General features: G+C 73.5%; 11 protein-coding genes. 9 read left to right on the forward strand and 2 right to left on the reverse strand.

Features of this window, described 5'->3' with window-relative positions; genetic code table 11:
* Nucleotides 1-3: 3 nt before the first annotated feature.
* The 5 genes from BMZ82_RS05065 to BMZ82_RS05085 all read left to right on the forward strand — a co-directional run bounded on the left by BMZ82_RS05065 (nt 4) and on the right by BMZ82_RS05085 (nt 8582).
* Nucleotides 4-1386, forward strand: a complete 1383-nt coding sequence (locus BMZ82_RS05065) for an FAD-binding oxidoreductase (protein ID WP_371271134.1) — start codon at nt 4-6, stop codon at nt 1384-1386.
* A gap of 214 nt (nt 1387-1600) precedes the next feature.
* A complete protein-coding gene (gene icmF, locus BMZ82_RS05070) occupies nt 1601-4831 on the forward strand; it encodes a fused isobutyryl-CoA mutase/GTPase IcmF (RefSeq protein ID WP_093772112.1) in 3231 nt (1076 codons plus the stop codon).
* A 236-nt stretch (nt 4832-5067) separates the two neighbouring features.
* A complete protein-coding gene (locus tag BMZ82_RS05075) occupies nt 5068-5838 on the forward strand; it encodes a hypothetical protein (RefSeq protein WP_093772114.1) in 771 nt (256 codons plus the stop codon).
* Nucleotides 5839-6216: 378 nt separating this feature from the next.
* The gene (locus BMZ82_RS05080) at nt 6217-7464 is read left to right on the forward strand and encodes an aminotransferase class I/II-fold pyridoxal phosphate-dependent enzyme (protein WP_093772116.1); all 1248 of its coding nucleotides are present in this window, start codon (nt 6217-6219) and stop codon (nt 7462-7464) included.
* Nucleotides 7461-8582, forward strand: coding sequence for an MBL fold metallo-hydrolase (locus BMZ82_RS05085; RefSeq protein ID WP_093772446.1), 1122 nt, complete (start codon nt 7461-7463; stop codon nt 8580-8582). The genes BMZ82_RS05080 and BMZ82_RS05085 overlap by 4 nt, the downstream gene beginning before the upstream one ends.
* 29 nt (nt 8583-8611) lie before the next feature.
* Here the strand turns inward: BMZ82_RS05085 and BMZ82_RS05090 are convergent, their stop codons facing one another.
* Both BMZ82_RS05090 and BMZ82_RS05095 read right to left on the reverse strand, forming a co-directional pair.
* Nucleotides 8612-9244: a DedA family protein gene (locus BMZ82_RS05090; protein WP_093772448.1), complete on the reverse strand. Its 633-nt coding sequence runs from the start codon at nt 9242-9244 to the stop codon at nt 8612-8614.
* A gap of 32 nt (nt 9245-9276) precedes the next feature.
* On the reverse strand, nt 9277-10050 hold the full coding sequence (locus BMZ82_RS05095) for an MBL fold metallo-hydrolase (RefSeq protein WP_093772118.1): 774 nt from the start codon (nt 10048-10050) through the stop codon (nt 9277-9279).
* Between the two features lie 84 nt (nt 10051-10134).
* Here BMZ82_RS05095 and BMZ82_RS05100 point away from each other — a divergent pair, with 84 nt between their 5' ends.
* The 4 genes from BMZ82_RS05100 (at nt 10135) to BMZ82_RS05115 (ending at nt 15801) form a co-directional block, all read left to right on the forward strand.
* Nucleotides 10135-10545, forward strand: a complete 411-nt coding sequence (locus BMZ82_RS05100) for a hypothetical protein (protein ID WP_093772120.1) — start codon at nt 10135-10137, stop codon at nt 10543-10545.
* 109 nt (nt 10546-10654) lie between these two features.
* Entirely contained in the window at nt 10655-12817 is a 2163-nt protein-coding gene (locus tag BMZ82_RS05105) for a phage holin family protein (protein ID WP_093772450.1), read from the forward strand.
* 129 nt (nt 12818-12946) lie between these two features.
* On the forward strand, nt 12947-14008 hold the full coding sequence (locus BMZ82_RS05110) for an ATP-binding protein (RefSeq protein ID WP_093772122.1): 1062 nt from the start codon (nt 12947-12949) through the stop codon (nt 14006-14008).
* Entirely contained in the window at nt 14005-15801 is a 1797-nt protein-coding gene (locus BMZ82_RS05115) for a vWA domain-containing protein (RefSeq protein ID WP_093772124.1), read from the forward strand. The genes BMZ82_RS05110 and BMZ82_RS05115 overlap by 4 nt, the downstream gene beginning before the upstream one ends.
* The last annotated feature ends 95 nt before the right edge of the window (nt 15802-15896 follow it).

Below are 15896 nucleotides of genomic sequence, written 5' to 3' on the forward strand. Positions count from 1 at the left end.
CCGGTGACCTCGGTGAGAAGCGACGTGCTGGGCGACATCGCCGCGCACGTCCCCGACGAGCGGATCGTGCGCGATCCCGACGTCGTCTCGGGGCTGAGCCACGACGAGGCCGAGTGGGCCCCGGTCGGCGTGCCGCTCGCCGTCGTCCGGGCGGAGTCGAGCGCGGAGGTGCAGGCGGTCGTCCGCGCCTGCCACCGGCACGGCGTGCCCGTCGTCGCGCGGGGCGCGGGCACCGGGCTGTCCGGCGGGGCCAACGCGGTCGACGGCTGTGTCGTCGTCGCGCTCGACCGGATGGACCGGATCGTCGAGATCGACCCGCTGGAGCGGCTCGCCGTCGTCCAGCCGGGCGTGGTCAACGACGACCTCCGGGCGGCCGTCGCCGAGCACGGGCTCTGGTATCCGCCGGACCCGGCGAGTTCGCCGTGGTCGACGATCGGCGGCAACGTCGCCACCAACGCGGGCGGCGTGTGCTGCGTGAAGTACGGCGTCACCCGCGACTACGTGCTCGCCGTCGAGATGGTCACCGGAACCGGTGAACTCGTGCGGCTCGGCAGACGGACGGCCAAGGGCGTCGCGGGCTACGACCTGGTCGGCCTGGTCGTCGGGTCGGAGGGCACGCTGGGCGTCGTCACCGAGGTCACCGTCAGGCTGCGTCCGCTGCCGCCGCCCGCGATCACGGTGGCCGGGTACTTCTCGTCGATCGTCGACGCGGGCCGGGCGGTGCGCATCGTCGCGGCGGCGGGTCTCATGCCGGCCGCGCTCGAACTCGTCGACCGGCACTGCCTGCGCGCCGTGGACGCCTGGAAGAACATGGGCCTGTCCGTCGACGCCGACGTGATCCTGCTGGCCCGGCTCGACGAACCCGGCGCCGCCGGGCAGCTCGCCGCGCAGCGCACCCTCGCCTGCTTCGAGGAGGGCGGCGCCACCTGGGCCGCCTGCTCCACCGACGAGACCGAGGCGGAGGCACTGTTCGCGGCCCGGCGACTGGCCTACCCGGCGCTCGAACGGCTCGGCCCGGTGCTGACCGAGGACGTGTGCGTGCCGAAGGCGCAGGTCCCCAGGATGCTGGACCGCATCGAGCGGACCGCCCAGCGGCACCGCATCACCATCGCCAACATCGCCCACGCCGGCGACGGCAACCTCCACCCGCTGATCATCACCGAGCCGGGCGACGAGGCGGCGCGCGTCCGCGCCCGTGCCGCGTTCGACGACATCATCGCCGACGCCCTCGCCCTCGGCGGCACGGTCACCGGCGAGCACGGCGTCGGACTGCTCAAGCGGCCCGGTCTCGTCGCCGAGCTGTCCCCCGCCGTCATCGCCCTGCACCAGGCGGTCAAGGACGCGCTCGATCCCGCCGGGATCCTGAACCCCGGCAAGATCCTCTGACCTGCCCGGAGACCCATCCCGCGAGCCACCCGGCAACCCACCCCGCGACCCGCTTCGCGACCCACTTCGCACCGACCGACTGACACTGTGTGTCGCCGATCACGTCACGTACCCGTTCCCGGTGATTTACTAGGACGTCCTAGCATTTCTTGAGTCGGTGTTCCTCCGGGTTCCCGTCTCGTCTCGTCACGTCCGCCTGCCCGGGAAGGCCCCCATGAGCGACCTGCACCGCCCCGTGCACCCCGTCCGTCTGGTCACGGCTTCGGCCCTGTTCGACGGGCACGACGCCTCGATCAACATCATGCGGCGGATCTTCCAGTCCCAGGGTGCCGAGGTGATCCACCTGGGACACAACCGGTCGGTGCGCGAGGTCGTGGACGCGGCGCTGGAGGAGGACGCCCACGGCGTGGCCGTCTCGTCCTACCAGGGCGGCCACGTGGAGTACTTCGAGTACCTCGTCGAGTCGCTGCGCGCGCAGGGCGCCGAACACGTGCGGGTGGTGGGCGGCGGGGGCGGAGTCATCGTGCCCGAGGAGATCGTCCGGCTGCGCACCAGCGGGGTGACCATCTTCACCCCGGAGGACGGTCAGCGGATGGGCCTGGCCGGGATGGTCAACTCCGTGGTGAAGGACTGCGACTTCGACCTGTGGGACGGCAAGCCGACCGACGCCGCCGCCGTGCTCGCGGGCGACCGGTTCGCGATCGCGCGGGCCGTCACCGGCGCCGAACTCGGCAAGCTGCCCCGGGAGTTCCTGGAGCAGGTGCGCGCCGCGGCGGCGGCCCGGGCGGTGCCGGTGCTCGGCATCACCGGCACCGGCGGCTCGGGAAAGTCCTCGCTCACCGACGAGTTGGTGCGCCGGTTCCGGCTCGACCAGCAGGACAAGCTGCGGATCGCGGTCGTCGCCGTCGACCCGACCCGCCGCCGGGGCGGCGGCGCGCTGCTCGGCGACCGGATCCGGATGAACTCCCTTGACGGCAACCGGGTGTTCTTCCGCAGCCTCGCCACCCGCGGCAGCCGCGAACTGCCCGAGCACCTGTCCGACGTGATCGACGTCGTGAAGGCCGCCGGCTTCGATCTGGTGATCGTGGAGACGCCGGGCATCGGCCAGGGCGACGCGGCGATCGTGCCGTTCGTCGACACCTCGCTGTACGTGATGACGCCGGAGTTCGGCGCCGCCTCGCAGTTGGAGAAGATCGACATGCTCGACTTCGCCGACGTCGTGGCGATCAACAAGTTCGAACGGCGCGGCGCGAAGGACGCGTTGCGCGACGTCGGCCGTCAACTGGTGCGCAACCGCGAGGCGTTCGGGATGCGGCCCGAGGACATGCCGGTGTACGGCACCTCGGCGGCCACCTTCAACGACGACGGCGTCACCGCGCTCTACCAGCACCTCAGGGCCGGCCTGGACGAGAAGGGGCTGCCGCTGTCCGAGGGCGTCCTGACGCCGGTCGACGTACGGCACTCCTCCGGCATCCGGCAGGTGGTCCCGGCGGAGCGGGTGCGCTACCTCGCCGAGATCACCGACGCCGTGCGCGCCTTCCACGCCGAGACCGGCCGGCTGGCCGAGGCGGCCCGGCGGGTGCAGCGCCTGGAGACGGTCGGCGCGGAGCTCCTCGACGCCGGCTGCGATGCGTCCGACGTGCAGTCGCTGCTGGCGGACGCCCGCGGGCAACTCCCGCAGCACGTCACGCAGCAGCTCGCGAACTGGCCCGCCGTCCTCGCCTCCTACTCCGGGGACGAGCAGGTCGTGAAGGTCCGCGACCGGGAGATCCGCACCCGGCTCACCCGCGAGTCCCTGTCGGGGAACAAGATCCCGCGCGTCGCCCTGCCCCGCTTCACCGACCACGGCGAGCTGGTGCGGTTCTGGCGGCGGGAGAACCTGCCCGGCTACTTCCCCTTCACCGCCGGGGTGTTCCCCTTCAAGCGCGACGGCGAGGACCCGGCCCGGATGTTCGCCGGCGAGGGCGACCCCTTCCGCACCAACCGCCGCTTCAAACTGCTCTCCGAGGGCCAGCCGGCCACCCGCCTGTCCACCGCCTTCGACTCGGTCACCCTCTACGGCCGCGACCCCGACGAACGCCCCGACATCTACGGCAAGGTCGGCACCTCCGGAGTGTCGGTGGCGACCCTGGACGACATGAAGGCGCTCTACGACGGCTTCGACCTGATCGCCCCCACCACCTCCGTCTCCATGACGATCAACGGGCCCGCGCCGACCGTCCTGGCGTTCTTCCTCAACACCGCCATCGACCAGCAGACGGACAGGTTCCGCGCCGCCGAGGGCCGTGACCCGTCCCCCGAGGAGACGGCCGACCTGCGCGCCCTCGCGCTGGCGAGCGTGCGCGGCACCGTGCAGGCCGACATCCTCAAGGAGGACCAGGGCCAGAACACCTGCCTGTTCTCCACCGAGTTCAGCCTGCGGATGATGGCCGACATCCAGGAGTGGTTCATCGCCCAGAAGGTCCGCAACTTCTACTCCGTGTCCATCTCCGGCTACCACATCGCCGAAGCGGGCGCGAACCCCGTCAGCCAGCTCGCCTTCACCCTCGCCAACGGCTTCACCTACGTCGAGGCCTACCTCGCCCGGGGCATGCGCATCGACGACTTCGCCCCCAACCTGTCGTTCTTCTTCTCCAACGGCATGGACCCCGAGTACTCCGTGCTGGGCCGGGTCGCGCGGCGCATCTGGGCGGTGGCGATGAAGGAGAAGTACGGCGCGAACGAGCGCAGCCAGAAACTGAAGTACCACGTCCAGACCTCCGGACGCTCCCTGCACGCCCAGGAGATGGACTTCAACGACATCCGCACCACCCTCCAGGCACTCATCGCGATCTACGACAACTGCAACAGCCTGCACACCAACGCCTACGACGAGGCCGTCACCACCCCCACCGAGGACTCCGTCCGCCGCGCCCTGGCCATCCAGTTGATCATCAACCGGGAGTGGGGCCTCGCGATGAACGAGAACCCCCTCCAGGGCTCGTACGTCATCGACGAACTCACCGACCTGGTCGAGGAGGCCGTCCTCCAGGAGTTCGAGCGCATCAGTGAGCGCGGCGGGGTGCTGGGCGCGATGGAGACCGGCTACCAACGCGGCCGTATCCAGGACGAGTCGATGCTCTACGAGCAGCGCAAGCACGACGGCACCCTGCCCCTCATCGGCGTCAACACGTTCCGCAACCCGCACGCCGACACCGCCGAACCCGTCGTCATCGAGCTGGCGCGCGCCACCGAGCAGGAGAAGCAGTCCCAACTGGAGCGCGTACGGGACTACCAGACCGGCCACCGCGACGAGACCCACGCGGCCCTGGCCGCCCTCAAGGACGCGGCGACGGGCGACCGCAACGTCTTCGCCGTCCTCATGGACGCCGCCCGGGTCTGCACCCTCCAACAGATCACCGACGCCTTCTTCGAGGTCGGCGGCCAGTACCGGCGCAACGTCTGACGCGCCCGGCGACGCCGCATGGCGGGAGGGGCGAGGCCGGGGTCACCCGGGACGTGTCGGGGTCACCCGGGACATGTCGGGTGTCGGGGTCACCCGGGACTCGTCGGGGTCACCCGGATGGGGGCCGCCGTCCCGCCAATGGCGTCCGGCCGCGCGCGCCCCGGGTTCCCTCGGGCTGTGATGGCTGTGGGGCAGGAAGCCCCACCCCCGCAGTCGTCGGCCGAAGGAGCCGTTCCATGGGTCGCACCGCCCACTTCCTGTCCGCTCTCGCCGTGGCCGGTGCCGTGCTGGTCGCCGTCGGTCCGGCCGCGTTCGCGGACCCGGCGGCGGAGGTCAGCCCGGGCAGTGTCGCCCCGGGCGGCCGCGTCACCGTGTCCGTCACCTGCGGCCCGCTCGCCGCCGCCGTACCCGAGAGCCTCGACGCCACGTCGCAGGCCTTCGCCGACGGCACCGTCAAACTGAGCAAGGTCCCCGGCGACGACGACGCCCAGGCCGGGCCCGCCTACCAGGGCACCGCCGAGATCGCCCCCGCCGCCGACCTCGAGGACAGCCCGCTCGCGGCCGGACCGGACGCCGCCTGGACCGTCGACGGCACCTGCCCGGCCGCGCCCGGCGCTCCGGCCAAACCATGGAGCGCGCCCCTGGACGTCGCACGCGGCGAAACCCAGCCGTGCACGTCGGCCCCCGGCGGCGGCCTGCCTGACCTGTCGGCCGCGTCCTGCGCAACCGCCCGCCCGTGCCCGCAGCCCCAGGGCGCGGCCCCGACCCGCACCGACACCTGCCACACCACCCAGCCCTGCGCCCGGCCCGAGCCGCAGCCCCGCGCAGCCGCGTCCCACGAGGCCGGCTGTTCCCCCGCCACCATCGACCACGGCGTCCAAGCCGGTGCGGGCGGCACCTTCACCGACTCCATCCCCGCACTCGCCGCAGGCGGCCTCCTGATCGCCGGCGCACTCGCCGCCGCCATCCACCGCCTCCGCCACCGCACCCCGCCGGAGGACACCTGACCGCCGGCGGAGCCGCCCATGGCCACGGCCCCCAGCGGGCCCCCGAACCACAGGGGCCACGACCGACCCCGTACGCGAACCCGGGCCCCGTACGCGAACCCCGCCCCGTCGCGTACCCGGCCCCGCACGAGCGCCGACCCCTGACGAGACGCCCCGCACCCCACGCACCACCCGGCCCACAACGACGCCCGACGGCCGGCGACAACGGCACCAGGCACCGGGTAAGCGACCGGGCACCTGACCGGGGCCGGACCCGGAACGGAACCAGGGACGGAACCAGGAAACGGAACCCGGAAGAGAACCGGGGCCGGCCCCCGGCCCGGCCCCCGGGATGTCACCCAAGATGGACTGTGTGGAGGAGGAGTCATGGGGGATCCCATGCGGCGGGCGGGGGCGGAGGGGCACGGGCCCGTCCGTTACGGGCCGCCGCTTCCCCCGGACGGGCTGCCCGTGCTGCCAGAGCTCGCCGCCGTGCTCGCCGAGGCCGCCGGGCGTGCCGACGGTGAGCCGGTCGGGGGCGGCTCCGCCCTTCTCGACGCCGCCGGCGGCTACTGGGGCCGGCGCGGCATCCCCGCCGATCCGGGGCGGCTGGTGGCCGGACCCGGCGCTCCCGCCCTGCTGCTCGCGCTGACCGCCGCCCTCGGCGGCGACGTCCTGGTGCCCCGGCCCTGCGCGGCCTGGTGGGCGCCGTACGCACGCCTGTTGGGCAGACCCTTCTTCCATGTCGCGACGCCCGCCGAGTGCGGGGGAGTCCCGGACCCGTACGCCCTGCTGGAGACCGTGCGCCGGGTGCGTGACGAGGGCGGGGACCCGCGGCTGCTGGTGCTGTCCGTCGCCGACGACCCCACCGCGACCGTCGCCCCGCCCGAGGTGGTGCACGAGGCGGTGGAGGCCGCCGCGGCCGAGGGCCTGCACCTGGTCAGCGACGAGACCTGGCGCGACACGGTGCACCCCCCGCAGGACACCGTGCCGGTCAGCCCCGCCGAGATGCTGCCCGAGCACGTCACCGTCGTCAGCGACCTGGCCGGCGCCCTGCTGCCCACCGGCTGGCCGGCGGCCGTCGCCCGGTTCCCCGCCTCGGCCGTCGGCGACGACCTGCACGCGCGCGTGCTCGACGTCCTCACCGCCCTCGGGGCGCGCGTGGCCGCCCCGGTCGCCGCCGCGGCCGCGTACGCGCTGGCCGAGCCGGAGCCGGTCACCGCGCGCGTGGCCGCCGCCGTACGCCTGCACGCGCGCGTGGCGGACGCCGTGCACACCGCCGTGGTCGCCGCGGGTGCCCTCGCCCTGCCGCCCCGCGCGGGCCGTCACCTGTACGTCGACCTCGGCCCGCTGCGCACCGCGCTGTCCGGGCACGGCGTGGGCGACGCCCAGGAACTCGAGGACTTCCTCTCCGCCCGGCTCGGCATGCCCGCCCCCGGCGGCCACCGCTTCGGCGACGAACTCGGCGCGCTGCGCGTCCGGCTGTCCACGGGCATGCTGCTCGACGGTACGCAGGCCCAGCGCGGGGAATGCCTCACGTCGCCCACACCGTTGGAACTGCCACACGTGCAACGCTCGTTGATGCTTTTGAGGTCGGTTTTCGACGATCTCCGTGACGACGCTCAGCGATGGGAGCCTCCTCGATGACGCAGCAGTCCGAGTCGACCACCACCGGCACGGTGACCACCGCCGGCCCCGTGACCACTACCAGTACCGTGACCACTGCCAGTGCCGGTTCCGTGACCACCGAGGACGTCGGCCTGCTGGCCGCCCGGTCCCCGCTCGCGCCCCCCGTCCCGCCGCTCGCCGAACCCCGTCCGCCGGGGGAGCGGCGGGTGTGGCCCCGGACCTTCCACGACCGGCTGACCTCGCCGCTGCCCGGCCTCAAGGCCCTCGCCCGGTTCGCCCGCGAGGGCTCCGTACGGCCCGGCAAGGAGGGCCTCGCCGACCTCCCCCGGCTGCCCTTCGAACCCGCCCCACTGCCCCGCGTGGACGCCCGTGCGATCGCCGTCACCTGGGCGGGGCACGCCAGTTGGGTGGTGAGCGTCGGCGGTCTGACCGTCCTGACCGACCCGGTCTGGTCCCGCCGCATCATCGGCACCCCGGCCCGCATCACCCCCGTGGGCGTCCCCTGGGAGACGCTGCCGCCGATCGACGCCGTCGTCATCAGCCACAACCACTACGACCACCTGGACGCCCCCACGCTGCGCCGACTCCCGCGCGACACACCGGTGTTCGTGCCGGCCGGGCTCGGACGCTGGTTCGTGCGCCGCCGGTTCACCCGCGTGACCGAGCTGGACTGGTGGGAGGCGGCCGAACTGTCCGGCGTCCGCTTCGACTTCGTGCCCTCCCACCACTGGTCCAAGCGCAGCCTCACCGACACCTGCCGTTCCCTGTGGGGCGGTTGGGTGCTCACCGCCCCCGACGGACGGCGCGTCTACTTCGCCGGCGACACCGGCTACGGCCACTGGTTCTCCCACATCGGCCGGCGCCACCCCGACATCGACCTGGCCCTGCTGCCCATCGGCGCCTACGACCCCCGCTGGTGGCTCAGGGACGTCCACTGCGACCCGGAGGAGGCGGTCCGCGCCGCCCTCGATCTCGGCGCGCGGCGCATGGCCCCGATGCACTGGGGCACGTTCGTGCTCTCCGCCGAGCCCGTCCTCGAACCCCTCACCCGGGTGCGCGCGGCCTGGGAGAAGGCGGGCCTGGACCGCGCGAACCTGTGGGACCTGCCGGTGGGCGCCTCCCGGGTGCTGGAGTAGCCCGTACGGGAGCGGCCAGGGGCTGGGGACTAGGTGTTTTTCGGCTTCCGCAGGCCGCGCCACACGCTCGGGGCCGCGCTGATCACCACGGTCAGCGCGACCGCCGCGACCACGCCCTCCCAGGGCTCGGGGAACAGCGAGCCCCCGAGGATCCCGATCAGTTGATACGTCACCGCCCACGCCAGACACGCCGGGAGGTTGCCCCGTACGAAGCGGCGCAGCGGCCAGTCCGCCATCAGGCAGGCCAGCATCACCGGGATACGGCCGGCCGGCACCAGCCGGGACAGCACCAGCACCGCCGTACCGTGCTCGGCGAGCCGCGTCTGCGCCTGCGTGAGCCGCTCCTCCGGCGCCCGTGAGCGGATCGCCTCCAGCCAGCGCGAGCCGTTCCTCGACCGCATCCCGCGCCGCCCCAGCCAGTACAGCGCCGCGTCCCCGCAGAACGCCGCCAGGGACGCCGTCACGAACACCAGCGCCAGCGCGAACGGCGCCGTCTGATGGAAGGCGACCACCGCCGCCGAACTCACCAGCGCCCCCGTCGGCACCACCGGCACCAGCGCCCCGATCAGCACCAGCAGAAACAGCGACGGATACCCGAGGGCCTGCTGCGTGGACTCGGCCGGCACGGTCGTCACGGTGGGCACGACCGCCAGCGTCGTCACGGTCGTCAGGGCCGCGCCGGCGAGCCACTCCTTCACGGCGCGGCCCCCACGCGCACACTCTCGCCGTGCCCGAGCCGGTGCACCACCACCCCCGGCGCACGCGCCGCCGCGAGCCGTGCGAACTCCTCGCCGGGAGCATGGAATTCATGGGGGCGCACGGCGTCCATGCCGATCGGCCAGTACGTGCCGTAGTGCACCGGCACCGCGCTGCGCGGCGCCAGCCGCACCAGCGCCTCGGCCGCGCGCCCCGCGTCGAGGTGCCCCTCGCCGAGATACGGCCCCCAGCCGCCCACCGGCAGCAACGCCACGTCGACCGGCCCGACCTCCTTGGCCATCTCCTCGAACAGGCCGGTGTCCCCGGCGAAGTACGTCCGCGCCTCGCCCTCGACGACGTACCCGAGCGCGGGGGAGCGGTGCCGGCCGACCGGCAGCCGCCGCCCGTCGTGGCGCGCGGGCACGGCCCGGATCCGCAGGGCGCCGACGGCCGTCTCGTCACCCGGCGCCATCTCGGTCAGCCGCAGATGCCGCAGACGGCGCAGCCCGGGGACGGCGCGCGGCGCGCCCCGGGGCACCAGCAGGCGCGTGCCCGGCGCGAGGCGCGCCAGCGAGGGCAGATGCAGGTGGTCGGCGTGCAGGTGGGAGACGAGCGCCACGTCCGCGCGCCAGGCCCCGGGCGGGGGCAGCGCGCCCCGGCGGCGGCGCAGATGCGCGAGACGGCTCGCGAACAGGGGATCGGTGATCACACGCACGTCCGAATCCTCGACCGTGCAGGTGGCGTGACCCCACCACGTGATCTCCGCAGGCACCCCTTTGCCTCCTTCGCGCGACTCCCCCGAAGCCTACGGGCAGGAGTAGGGTCGGCGGCGAAACCCGGAGGTGAGGGGGACGCCATGGGACCGGTGCGGGTCATGCGGGTCACGGCGATCGCGAGTCTGACGCCGCTGGAGGAACTGGACGCCGATCCCTTCCTGGTGGACTCCCGCAGCCAGCACGCGATGTGCGCGCGGTGGGCCGCCGAGCGCGGGTACGTCGTCAGCCGGGAACTGCTGGTACGCGGGCTGCGCGCCGACCACTGCGTGCTGTGGGACGGCGTCCGGCCCGGCGTCGACCTGTTCGTCGCCCCGAGTCGCCGGGTCCTGGAGAGCGCGCTGTCCTCCGTGGACGAGTTCTCCGAGGAGTGCGCGCGGCGTGGGGTGCGGGTGGAGACGGTCGGCACCGCCGAGCCCGCCTACGACGCCCAGATGAAGGCCCGGGTACACCGAAGACTGTCGATGCCGACGGCGGGGTACGACGGGCGGTAGGCGACTGTAGACATTCGACCGGCGACAGTCGACGGGTGCCTCGTGCCCTGGTGTGACAGGGTGGAAGCGGCCCCCGTGGGCGTCGGGGCCGGAACGCGAGGTGCGGGGCGTGCGTGGGGTGCGGTGGCGGCGGGCCGTCAGCCAGGCCGGGCGGAGCGTCGCGGTGTGGGGTGTCTCGACGCTCACCATGCTGGTGCTCGCGGGGATCCTGCCGGACTTCCGGTTGCAGTCCGCCGACGGCGACAGCGCCACCACCATCGCCGTGACCGCGGCCGTCGGCGCCGGTGTGTTCGGTGTGCTGTCGGCCCTGGTCTGGCCGCTGCTGGTGCGCCTCCTCCTGCTCGTACCGGCGCTGGTCCTGGGCCTGTTGGTGTTCTTCCTCAACGGCTCGCTGCTGCTGCTCGCCCTGCGGCTGAACCCCTCCGGGCAGAGCGAGGCGGCCCCCGAGACCGCCGTCATCGTCGCCGCCGTGATGTCCGCCGTCGCCTCCGCGACGGGCGGCGCCCTCGCCGTACGCGACGACGACGCCTACCGCCGCCGTCTCTACCGCCTCGCCGACCGCCGCCGAAGAGGCGGCCCCGCCTGCCCCGCCACGCCCGGCACCGTCTTCCTCCAACTCGACGGCGTCGGCCACGACGTGCTGGCGCGGGCCGTACGCAAGGGACTGATGCCGACAGTCGCCCGCTGGCTCGGCGAGGACAACGGAGACGGCGAGCGAACCGGAGCCGGAGCCGGAGCCGGAGCCGGAACCGGAACCAAAGCCGACCGAGGCCCCACCCACCGCCTCACCCCCTGGCGCACCGACTGGTCCAGTCAGACCGGTGCCAGCCAGCTCGGCATCCTGCACGGCAGCAACCACGACGTGCCCGCTTTCCGCTGGTACGAGAAGGACAGCGGGGAGGTGATGGTCTGCAACCGCCCCACCAGCGCCGCCGAACTCCAGCGCCGTGCCGTCCAACGCACCGGCGACGGCGGGCTGTTGGCCGCCGACGGCGCCAGTCGCGGCAACCTCTTCAGTGGCGGCGCCGACGAACAGGCCCTCGTGCTGTCCATCGCCGCCCGCCGGCGCAGCCGGGAGACCCGCTCCCGGTCCGGCTACTTCGCCTACTTCTCCGATCCGGCCAACGCCGTACGCACCGCGCTGTCCTTCGTCGCCGAAGTGGTCCGCGAGATCGCCCAGTCCACCCGCGCCCGGCTGCGCGAGGAACGGCCGCGCGTCGGACGCGGCGGCCTCTACCCGTTCGTCCGCGCCTTCGCGACCGTCGTCGAACGGGACGTCGTGGTGGCCGCCGTGACGGGCGACCTGCTCGCCGGACGCACCGCCGTCTACGCCGACCTGGTGGCCTACGACGAGGTCGCGCACCACTCCGGGCCGCTCGGCCGGGACACCGAGCAGGTCCTCGGCCGCCTCGACCGTGCCCTCGCGCTGATCGAGAACGTCGCCGAGCACGCGCCCCGCCCGTACCGGATCGTCGTCCTGTCCGACCACGGCCAGAGCCCCGGCGAGACGTTCCGCGCCCGCTACGGCCTGACCCTCGGCGACCTGGTACGGGCCGGCTGCGGACTGCCCGTGCCGCGCAAGGCCGAACGCACCCACAGCGGCGCGGAGGCCCGCGCGGCCGTCCGCGCGGCGCTGCGCCGCCCCGTGGAGGAGAGCGGCGACCACCACCGCCCCTCCGGCCGCCGCACGGAGCTGAAGCTCAAGCCGAAGCCGGAGCCGGTCGTGCTGGCCTCGGGGAACCTGGGCCTGATCTCCTTCCCGGACGTGCCGCACCGGATGAGCAAGGAGGAGATCGACGCCCGTCACCCGGCCCTGTTGGCCACCCTCGCCAACCACCCCGGCATCGGCTTCCTCCTGGTGCGCAGCGAGGAGCACGGCGGGGTCGTCCTCGGCGCGTCCGGCGCGGAGCTCCCGCTCGACCAACTCGACGGTGATCTGGGCCCGTTGGCCGCCTTCGGGCCCGGCGCGGCCGACGCCGTGCGCCGTACCCACTCCTTCCCGCACACCGCCGACATCATGGTCAACTCCTGCCACGACCCGGCCGACGGCGAGGTGCTCGCCTTCGAGGAGCAGATCGGCTCCCACGGCGGCCTCGGCGGCGCGCAGTCCAGACCGTTCCTGCTGTCCCCGCTCACCCTGTCCGAACCCGTCACGGACGACGCGGAGTTGACCGGCGCGGAAGCCGTCCACCGCGTCCTGCGCCGCTGGCTGCGCGAGTCGAACGGCCCCCAAGTGCCCCTGGAGCAGCCCCCCGAGGAGCGCGCCGCCTGAGTGGGAGCTTTCGGCTGCGCCACAGGAAAACCAGGTGACGGCCGCAACCGTCAATTGAGAACCTCGACGGCGAGCAACCACATCCGCGAGAGCGGCGCCGGTTTAGGCGCAAAGAGGGGAGTCTTAGCTTTGCAGGCTGCAGTGACCGTCACGCCCTCCCGTATCCCCGAGATCCTGCTCGGCCTAGCCACCGTGCGGCCGGTGTTCCTCTGGGGTGCCCCCGGTATCGGAAAGTCCTCCCTGGTAAGGGAGTTCGCCGAGTCGCTCGGGCTGGAGTGCGTGAGTCTGCTCGGTACGCAGCTCGCGCCCGAGGACCTCATCGGCGTCCCGCAGATCCGCGACGGGCGGTCGGTGTTCTGCCCGCCGGAGGCCATCGCCCGCGACGAGCCGTACTGCCTGTTCCTGGACGAGCTGAACGCGGCCACGCCGGATGTGCAGAAGGCGTTCTACTCGCTCATCCTCGACCGCCGGATCGGCTCCTACGAGCTGCCCAAGGGCTCGATCGTGATCGGCGCCGGGAACCGGGCCACGGACAACGCGCTCGCCCGGCCCATCGCGTCCGCGCTGGTCAACCGGCTCACGCACGTCCACCTGGAGGCGTCCCCGAAGGACTGGCTGGTGTGGGCCGCGGGCAACGGCATCCACCCGTGGGTCCTCGACCACCTCACCGACCGGCCCGACCACCTGTGGTCCAAGCCGCCGAAGACCGAGGAGCCGTTCTCCACGCCCCGCTCCTGGCACATGCTCTCCGACGCCCTGCACTCCTTCGGCCGCGACCTCGACGAGGACACCCTCAAGGTCCTCGCGCACGGCACCCTCACGCCCACGCACGCCACCGCGTTCTGCGGCTACGTCAAGATCGTGCGCAGCCGGTACGGCATCGAGGCCATCCTCAAGGGCGACGCTCCCTGGCCGCACCGGGTCGAGGACCGCGACCTGCTGTACTACCTCGCCGAGTCGTTCCGCGGCCGGCTGGTCAAGGAACTCCCCGCCGTCAAGGGGCACATGTCGGAGAAGGGCCGGCAAACCGCGTACCGCGCCAAGTCGTTGCTCGTGCAGCTCGCCGAGATCTCCGTCGAGGTCGCCCAGACCGTCATCGCCTCCGACGGCGACGGCAACCCCGTGCTGCCCGCCTGGTTCCTGGTCGAGGCGGCCCGCGACATGCCCCGCCTGGTGGAGGCGCGCCGGTGAAACGCGCCGAGCGCGACAAGAAGAAACGGGACCTCGCGCTGGAGTCGTTCGAGTCCGGGGTGGCACTGCTGCGCACCAACCCGGCACTGGCCGCCCTGAAGTTCGACACCTGCCGCCGCGAGGCGTGCACCATGGCGCCCCGCGACGGACTCGTCAGCGCCGACTCCAACGGCACCCTGCACGTCCACCCCACCCGGATCGCCGAGCCCGCCCGCTGGGCCTGGTCCCTCGCGCACGCCGCCCTCCACCTCGGCTTCGGACACCTCCCGGCGGCCCCGGCCGAGCGCGACCAGCCCGACCGGTACGACCTCGCCGCCCGCTGCACGGTCGTCAACCGCTTCCTGCTCACCTTCCGCGTCGGCACCGCCCCGGACGACCTGCCGCTGTCCTACCCCGGCGGCGACGAGGAGCAACTCGCCGCCCGCTGGCGGCGCACCGGGCTCCCGGCCGCCTACGAGCACTGCGGCACCGCCGGTCCGGCGGCCGACCAGGTGCTCGTGCGGTGGGCCTCGCTCGGGCGGCACATACCGGACTGGCCGCTGGCGTTCGCCACCGCCCTGACCCGCACCGTGTCCGCCGCGATGGACATGGCGGGCGGCCGCCGCGACTCCCTCGACGACGCAGCGCCCGCCCGCCGCCCGTGGGAGCGCGCTCTGAACTGGTTCGTCTCGTCCTACCCGCTGCTCGGCGGCCTCGCGGCCGGCATCAAGCTCGTCGCCGACGCCGAACTCGCCCGCGCGCACGGCATCTCCATCGCCGCCGTGAACGCGGAGGCGGGGGAGATCTACGTCAACCCGCTGCGGACGTTCGACGACGAGGAGTGGCGGTTCGTCCTCGCCCACGAGATGCTGCACGCCGCCCTGCGCCACGGCGACCGCTGCGGCACCCGCGACCCCTACCTCTTCAACGTCGCCTGCGACTACGTCATCAACGGCTGGCTGCGCGAGATGCAGGTCGGCGCGATGCCTGAAGGGGTTCTGTACGACGCCCAGTTGGCGGGCCTGTCCGCCGAGGAGGTGTACGACCGCATCGCCGTGGACCTGCGCCGGATGCGCCGCCTGGCCACCCTGCGCGGCAAGGGCCTCGGCGACGTCCTCGGCGGCCCGCTCGGCCCGCCCCGCGACTACGTCGACCTCGACGGCTTCTACCGACGCGGCCTCGCCCAGGGCCTCGACCTGCACCAGCGGCAGGAACGCGGCTTCCTGCCCGGCGGGTTGGTCGAGGAGATCCGCGCGCTGAGCCACCCGCCGCTGCCCTGGGACGCCCAACTGGCGCGCTGGTTCGACGAGTTCGTCCCACGCCCCGAGCCGCTGCGGACGTACGCCCGGCCCGCCCGCCGCCAGGCCTCCACCCCCGACATCCCGCGCGCCGGCCGCTGGTTCCCGCCCGAGGAGATCGCTCGCTGTACCTTCGGCGTCGTCCTGGACACCTCCGGCTCCATGGACCGCACCCTCCTCGGCAAGGCGCTCGGCGCGATCGCCTCGTACGCCGAGGCCCGTGACGTCCCGGCCGCCCGGGTCGTGTTCTGCGACGCGGCCCCGCACGACGCGGGCTACCTGCCGGTCACCGAGATCGCCGGCCGGGTCCGCGTCCACGGGCGCGGCGGCACGGTCCTACAACCCGGCATCGACCTGTTGCACCGCGCCGACGACTTCCCGCCCGGCGCGCCGCTCCTGGTCATCACCGACGGCTGGTGCGACGTCCTGCGGGTGCGGCGCGAACACGCGTACCTGATCCCGCAGGGCAGTCATCTGCCGTTCACCGCGCGGGGGCCGGTGTTCCGGGTGCGGTGACGCGGAGTGTGATCGGATGGGGGGAGGGGACTCCGGAACGGGTCCGCACGCCCCGGTCCGTACCGTCCCCACAGCCCGCACAGTCTCCATGCTTC

Source organism: Streptomyces sp. yr375 (genome assembly GCF_900110755.1).
Classification (GTDB): domain Bacteria; phylum Actinomycetota; class Actinomycetes; order Streptomycetales; family Streptomycetaceae; genus Streptomyces.

Coding starts and splice junctions, on each gene's coding strand:
- icmF (WP_093772112.1), top strand. CDS start 1,601: ATGAGCGACCTGCACCGCCCCGTGCACCCCGTCCGTCTGGTCACGGCT.
- BMZ82_RS05075 (WP_093772114.1), top strand. CDS start 5,068: ATGGGTCGCACCGCCCACTTCCTGTCCGCTCTCGCCGTGGCCGGTGCC.
- BMZ82_RS05080 (WP_093772116.1), top strand. CDS start 6,217: ATGCGGCGGGCGGGGGCGGAGGGGCACGGGCCCGTCCGTTACGGGCCG.
- BMZ82_RS05085 (WP_093772446.1), top strand. CDS start 7,461: ATGACGCAGCAGTCCGAGTCGACCACCACCGGCACGGTGACCACCGCC.
- BMZ82_RS05100 (WP_093772120.1), top strand. CDS start 10,135: ATGGGACCGGTGCGGGTCATGCGGGTCACGGCGATCGCGAGTCTGACG.